Origin of the sequence: Phocaeicola sp. HCN-6420 (assembly GCF_037890145.1) — a bacterium.
In the GTDB taxonomy this organism is placed as follows: Bacteria; Bacteroidota; Bacteroidia; order Bacteroidales; family Bacteroidaceae; genus Phocaeicola.
Genome location: NZ_JBBKBJ010000029.1, coordinates 38,512 through 45,413, shown reverse-complemented (window position 1 = coordinate 45,413; position 6,902 = coordinate 38,512). Strand labels below are relative to the sequence as shown.

Below are 6,902 nucleotides of genomic sequence, written 5' to 3'. Positions count from 1 at the left end.
ATATAAAATGAACGAATGTATAAATCTATTATCAAAAAATGAAAAGCATGAAAGTAAAAAACAAAATTTACCTGCTGGCAAGTTGTACTTTACTTGCCGGAAACATGTGGGCACAGAACATCTGCATTTCTACTCCCCAAACATCACTCGTGCTGAACGCACCGACCGGCGGGGAACTGAAATATCTTTACTATGGAAGCAAACTGAGCGAAACAGATTTGCAAAACATCAACGAAGCAAAGAATTGCGATCATACAGCTTATCCGGTATATGGAATGAACTGCCCAAGTGAAACAGCATTGTCCGTCAGGCATGCAGACGGAAACATGTCAACCCAAATGGAAATTGTCGGTGTCGATACGGATAAAGATGCTCAGAGTACCCTCACCACTGTCCGCCTGAAAGACAAAGTCTATCCTTTTTATATAAATGTATGCTACAAAGCTTACACAAATGTCGACATGATAGAAACGTGGACGGAAATAAGCCACTCCGAAAAAAAGCCGGTTTGCCTGACTCAGTTTGCATCGGCCTACCTGCCTATCCGCCGAGGAAACGTATGGCTTTCGCACCTTTCCGGATCATGGGCCAACGAAGGACAACTTACACAAGAACCTCTTCAACCGGGCATGACAATCATCAAGAACAAAGATGGAGCGCGTAACTCGCATACCTCACATGCCGAAGTCATGTTCTCACTCGATGGAACGCCACAGGAAAATAGAGGTAGGGTTATCGGAGCAGCACTTTGCTACACAGGCAATTATAAATTGAGAATCGATACCGACGACAGCGACTATCATCAGTTCTATGCGGGCATCAACGAAGAGAACTCGTCGTACACACTTTCTAAGAAAGAAATATTCCGTACACCTGCCGTTGCCTTAACCTACACCGACGAAGGTCTGAGCGGAGCGAGCCGCAATTTCCATAAATGGGGAAGAATGTACAAACTGGCTCATGGGAACAAGGTACGCGATATTCTGCTGAATAGCTGGGAAGGAGTATATTTCGACATCAACCAGCAGGGCATGGACCAGATGATGGGCGACATTGCTTCGATGGGTGGTGAACTTTTTGTGATGGACGACGGCTGGTTTGGCGACAAATATCCGCGCAAGAACGACAGTTCTTCACTGGGCGACTGGGTGGTAGACAAGAACAAACTTCCCGAAGGTATCGAGGGGTTGATAAGAGATGCCAAGAAGCACGGCATCAAATTCGGTATCTGGATTGAACCGGAAATGGCGAACACTACCAGCGAACTGTATGAAAAGCATCCGGAATGGATACTGAAAGCTCCGCAGCGTGATCCAGTTCTGGGACGTGGAGGCACGCAGGTGGTACTCGATCTTGCCAATCCGGAGGTACAGGATTTCGTATTCAAGGTAGTAGACGACCTGATGACACAGCATCCCGACCTCGCTTATATTAAGTGGGATGCCAATATGCCTATCATGAATCACGGCTCCAACTATCTGACAGCCGATAATCAGAGTCACATGTATATTGAATATCACCGGGGATTCGAGAAAGTGTGCCAGCGTATCCGCGCCAAATATCCGGACTTAATCATTCAGGCTTGTGCCAGTGGCGGCGGTCGCGCCAACTACGGCTACCTGCCTTACTTCGATGAATTCTGGGTAAGCGACAATACAGATGCCCTGCAACGTGTATACATGCAGTGGGGAACCTCTTATTTCTTCCCTGCTATCGCCATGGCTTCGCACATCAGTGCGGCACCCAATCACCAGACTTTCCGTACCATTCCACTGAAGTACCGCATCGATGTGGCGATGAGCGGACGACTGGGCATGGAAATCCAGCCTAAAAACATGACCGACGAGGAAAAGGATTTGTGCCGCAAGGCTATCGCCGACTACAAAAAGATTCGTCCTATCGTACAACTGGGAGATATCTATCGCCTGGTTTCTCCTTACGACCATCAAGGAGTAGCTTCATTGATGTACACCAGTCCTGAAAAGGACAAGGCAGTGTTCTACTGGTGGAAGACCGAACATTTCGTCAACCAGCACTTGCCTCGTGTTACAATGGCGGGACTCGACCCTGAAAAGACCTACCGCATTACGGAATTGAACCGGATAGACAACCAACCACTTGCATTCGAAGGGAAGACATATAGTGGTGCTTACCTGATGAAAAACGGTCTGGAAATACCTTATAACCATATTGTAGACTATCACAAACAGAACGATTACTCCAGCCGCGTATTATATCTGGAGGAAATCGACTAAAAACAAAAATTAAATGCTTTAAAAGCTGTTTCAGCGACTACCAAACTGAAACAGCTTTTTTTATAAAAAAGTTCAGAAAGAGCATTTTTAGAAAGGCCTTTCATTAAACTTTCCGTCTGAAAAATTTTATAACTATATGCTTCCTCTCATCGTTCTTTATACCGGTAACCCAGAACTATCTGAAGCAAGCTTCTGTCATCAATAATAATTATCTGCATTCAAAAATATATTCGAAGATAAACTGCATAAAAATCCCCTTATCAATACACATTCTTATTTCAAAAAGAATAAGTATCAATAAGGGGATGTCTATTTAAATAGAAAAAATATATTCAATCTTAAGCAGCCTTCATAATTGTACTGAAAAGATGTAAATTTATTCCCAGTCGTCTGTACGGAACGGATACAAAGGCAATTCACGCAGATTGGCTACATTTCCCGGCTGGAAGTCGCGGAAACAATAGCGTACGGCAACCGGCCGTGCTACCTTATCACAGGTAACTTTAATCTGCAAGTTATTGAAGACTTCTGCTTTTGCAGGATAAAAGACCTTATCACTTCCGGCAACTTCGAAACCTTCCATGCCCGACAAGCGGTTAAAGCCTTCTTCTGCATGGTCGAACGACAAGATAACGGCACCGTCTTTTACTTCCATCAACTTATAAACCGGGCCGTAAGCTTCTATGCCCGGCACATGATACGTCTTGCTCAACGCCATATAAGCCAGACGTTTTCCTACATCTGACTTGTTCTTGGGATGAACATTCTTTATTTCATAAGGCTGTACCAGATCGTTTGTCGAAATCATTCCACTATTCGGGATGATGGACTGTGCCTTGAACTGTGCTTCACGCAGGTATGCGCTTGCAGTTGTTTCCGTAGAGTTGAAAGGAGCAATCTCTACATAATAGAACGGAAGTTCACCCAGTCCCCATTCTTTACGCCAAAGTTCCACCATGGTCTTCAAGCGTTCGGCATACGTCTTGTGCTTGCCCACGTTCGATTCTCCCTGATACCACAAGAACCCTTTAATGGTATAATTCTGCAAAGGCTTCAGCATGCCGTTGTACATCAGTGTCGGGCTCAGGTAATGCCACCAGTCGTGTCCGTCTTCCTTACGGATATCACGCTTCAAGTCGATATCGGGATACTGCGAAACAATCTCACGGGGCAACCATCCTTCTACCATCGAACCACCCCAGCTACAATTGATGATACCGATTGGAATATCCAGTACCTGATTCATCATCATGGCAAAATTGAAGGCTGTCGCACTAAAGGCAGGAGCATTTTCCGGATTGCTCACCTTCCAGCTTCCCTTACATTCGTCGACAGGCTGCAACTGTCCGTTCTTTTCGACTGTAGCCACACGGATTCCTTTCCACTTCGATGCTGTAGCTATCGTTTCATTGGCTCCGGCTATCGGACAATTCCAGAAACCACGTAGAGGCATTTCCATATTCGATTGTCCGGAACAGAACCAAACCTCCCCTACCAGCACGTTGTTCAGTTTCACTTCCTCCCCATCGGAGATAGAAATCGTATAGGTCTGATAGCTTGCAGTAGGTGTCTGAATCTTAGCTATCCACTTGCCATCGGCCCCAGCTTTCACCTTATAGGCTTCATTATTCCACGACGGACGGATAGTTACTTCGGCATTTGCATCAGCTTTTCCCCACAGACAAGCTTCCGTCTGCTGCTGCAATACCATATTGTCACTCATAATATCGGGTAAACTGACCTTTGCCCACGCACCGGCCTGCATCATCAACAAGCAAGCACTTACAATCCATTTCTTCATTTTCATAATATTTTAAAGTCCACTATTCATTACCACTTCATGAGTTTCTTAAGATAAGCAGTCAGCTCGGATGCCATCTTCTGCTGCTGTCGCATAGACGGATGATAACTGGCCCCCATTCCCAATGAACCTGTTTGCGGTGACATATCGAAACGATATACTTCTTTATCTCCGTCTTTGTTCATTTCGCCGACAACCGTATCCATTGCTTTCTTTATATCACTCAGTGCCTGACTGTCCGTCATAGACCCGCTCAACAAAACCAACTTGGCTTTTGGATAAATAGAACGGAGTTTTTTCATAAAACGACGATACCCATCGGTCAGCAAATCCATGTCATAATCATTCAAACTGATATCGTTTGTACCCAAGTTGATGCACACTACATCGGGAGTATACAGAGCATGGTTCCACAGTTCGGTAGAATCTGTAAAAAGTACCTGTTCGTACATGGCAGGCATACAGTCTTTGCTACCCGAACGAGGTCCGGCATAATTACGATATATCCCTATTCCTGAACGAGCCACTACAAGATGTTGTGCTTTCAGTGCCCGTGCTGTACGAGCCGCATAGGTATAAAAATGATTTTCGGTGTCATAAGTAAACGGATCCTTCGGGTTCTCCGATTCTACTCCATACCCGCAAGTGATGGAGTTTCCGATAAATTCAATCCGACGTTCAGGCAACACCGGAGCCTCTCCAAGCTGACATCCGTTGTCCAGATAAAAACCTTTAAATGCAGGTTTCAATTCATATCCCTCTATAGCATACATAATCCGTACGCTATGAAGCCCTTCGGGAAGTCCTTCTGCCAAGGTCTGTATCGAATCGTTCTCTGAAAAATTGATTCGGTACGGCAAATTATCATCAATCTCCACCATGAAGGCTCCGCTTCCGGGCTTAGCTTTCATCTGCAGGGAAGTCCCTTCAAAATTGGCAAAAATGCTGACTCCCGGATAAGTAAAACGGACTGTATGAGGAATGGTTTTACTGATTCTCCCCATATAAACAATATGTGAATCATCGGAAGAAATAAATTCTTTATCTCCCTGACGAGTTTCTGCAGAAACAGGAAAAGATAATCCGGCTATTATACCAAATACAAATAAACCGGACAGACAGTTCTTATTTTTCATATATCATAGTATTTTTTGCAAATATAGTATATCTACACGAAGAAGGGTTGATACTTTTTTATCAAAAATCAGTGTTTTTACATAAGTTTTTTCCAAAAAAGGTTTTCTTTACTTTAACAAATCATGTAGATAGCCCCCAAATCCACACAATTCGTTCGCAAGAAATCTTCCAAAATATTTGATTACGCCAATGATTAATCCTACCTTTGCACGCACATAACGAAAAAGCGTTTTGTAATCCTCATCGGAGGGCAAGAAAAAGCCGGATAAGATGACTGGGTAAAACCAATCAACTTATCCGGCTTTTTTAATTTATCAAATCAGAGTGTTTATCAGAAAAATATGAAAGAGCTTGATCTGACACAAGGAAATGTTTCAAAAGTACTGTTCCAGTTTGCCATACCTTATCTATTGGCCAATGTATTGCAAGCCTTATACGGTGGTGCCGATTTATTTGTCGTAGGACAATTTGACGACGCGGCAAGCGTAGCCGGAGTAGCAATAGGCAGCCAAGTGATGCAAACCATTACAGGTATCATCCTCGGACTGACTACCGGAGTGACTGTTCTCATCGGCATAGCTACCGGAGCACGCAATTACAAAGAATCAGCTTCCATTATAGGTTCGTCGGTATGGCTGTTTGCCATCACAGGAATCCTGCTCACACTATTGATGACTATCCTGCATAATCCCATAGCCCGCATCATGCATACCCCGGCCGAAGCCATGCACGATACAGAAATGTATCTACTGATCTGCTCGTTGGGCATCCCTTTTATTATAGGTTATAACGTTGTCTGCGGAATTCTACGCGGACTCGGCGATTCTCGCACACCACTTTATTTCGTAGCATTGGCCTGTATGGTCAATGTTATACTCGACTTTGCTCTGGTAGGAGGTCTGCACATGCGTGCAGCAGGAGCGGCAATTGCCACCATCTCCTCGCAAGGAATCAGTTTCCTGACTGCCCTATGGTTCCTGCATCGCCGAGGTTTCAGCTTTCCATTTACCCGACGTGACATCCGCCTGAACGGAAATCTGTCACAACGAGTCGTATTGCTGGGAGCTCCCATCGCCCTGCAAGATGCACTAATCAACATTTCCTTCCTGATTATTACAGTCATCGTCAATCAAATGGGTGTCATCGCATCGGCAGCATTAGGGGTAGTCGAAAAAATCATCGTGTTTGCCATGCTGCCTCCCGTAGCCATTTCATCAGCCGTTGCCGCCATGACTGCACAAAATTATGGTGCCGGCCTTATCCATCGTATGAACCAATGCCTGCGTTCAGGTATCGCAATGGCATTAGTCTTCGGTATTTCAGTATGTGCCTACTCACAATTTCTGCCGGAAACTCTTGTAAGAATCTTTACAGACGATGAATCCGTAGTCGCCATGGGAGCAACCTATTTGCGGGGATACAGCATCGACTGTATCATCGTCAGTTTCGTGTTTTGCATAAATTCTTATTTCAGCGGACAAGGCAACTCATGGTTCCCGATGATTCACAGTCTTATAGCTACATTTCTCTTCCGTATACCTCTATCGTGGGCCTTCAGTCATATCGATCCGACAAGCCTTTTCTGGATGGGATATGCCCCGCCACTCTCCACAACGGTATCGTTACTGATATGTTTAGGATATCTCTTGTGGTGGAGGAAAAAATTAGAACAAAAACAATCACCGCTCAAACAATAATACTATTTTTCA

At 44.6% G+C, this 6,902-nt stretch carries 4 protein-coding genes; 2 read left to right on the top strand and 2 right to left on the bottom strand.

Features of this window, described 5'->3' with window-relative positions; genetic code table 11:
- Window positions 1–47 precede the first annotated feature (47 nt).
- The gene (locus WKT12_RS13640; protein ID WP_340320021.1) at window positions 48–2,255 is read left to right on the top strand and encodes an alpha-galactosidase; all 2,208 of its coding nucleotides are present in this window, start codon (window positions 48–50) and stop codon (window positions 2,253–2,255) included.
- A gap of 376 nt (window positions 2,256–2,631) precedes the next feature.
- On the opposite strand, the gene WKT12_RS13635 is transcribed toward WKT12_RS13640, so the two are convergent.
- Together WKT12_RS13635 and WKT12_RS13630 are read right to left on the bottom strand one after the other, a co-directional pair.
- A complete protein-coding gene (locus WKT12_RS13635; RefSeq protein ID WP_340320020.1) occupies window positions 2,632–4,056 on the bottom strand; it encodes a sialate O-acetylesterase in 1,425 nt (474 codons plus the stop codon).
- 29 nt (window positions 4,057–4,085) lie between these two features.
- On the bottom strand, window positions 4,086–5,192 hold the full coding sequence (locus tag WKT12_RS13630) for an SGNH/GDSL hydrolase family protein (protein ID WP_340320019.1): 1,107 nt from the start codon (window positions 5,190–5,192) through the stop codon (window positions 4,086–4,088).
- Between the two features lie 342 nt (window positions 5,193–5,534).
- Between WKT12_RS13630 and WKT12_RS13625 the strand changes: the two genes are divergently transcribed.
- Window positions 5,535–6,890: an MATE family efflux transporter gene (locus WKT12_RS13625; RefSeq protein WP_340320018.1), complete on the top strand. Its 1,356-nt coding sequence runs from the start codon at window positions 5,535–5,537 to the stop codon at window positions 6,888–6,890.
- The last annotated feature ends 12 nt before the right edge of the window (window positions 6,891–6,902 follow it).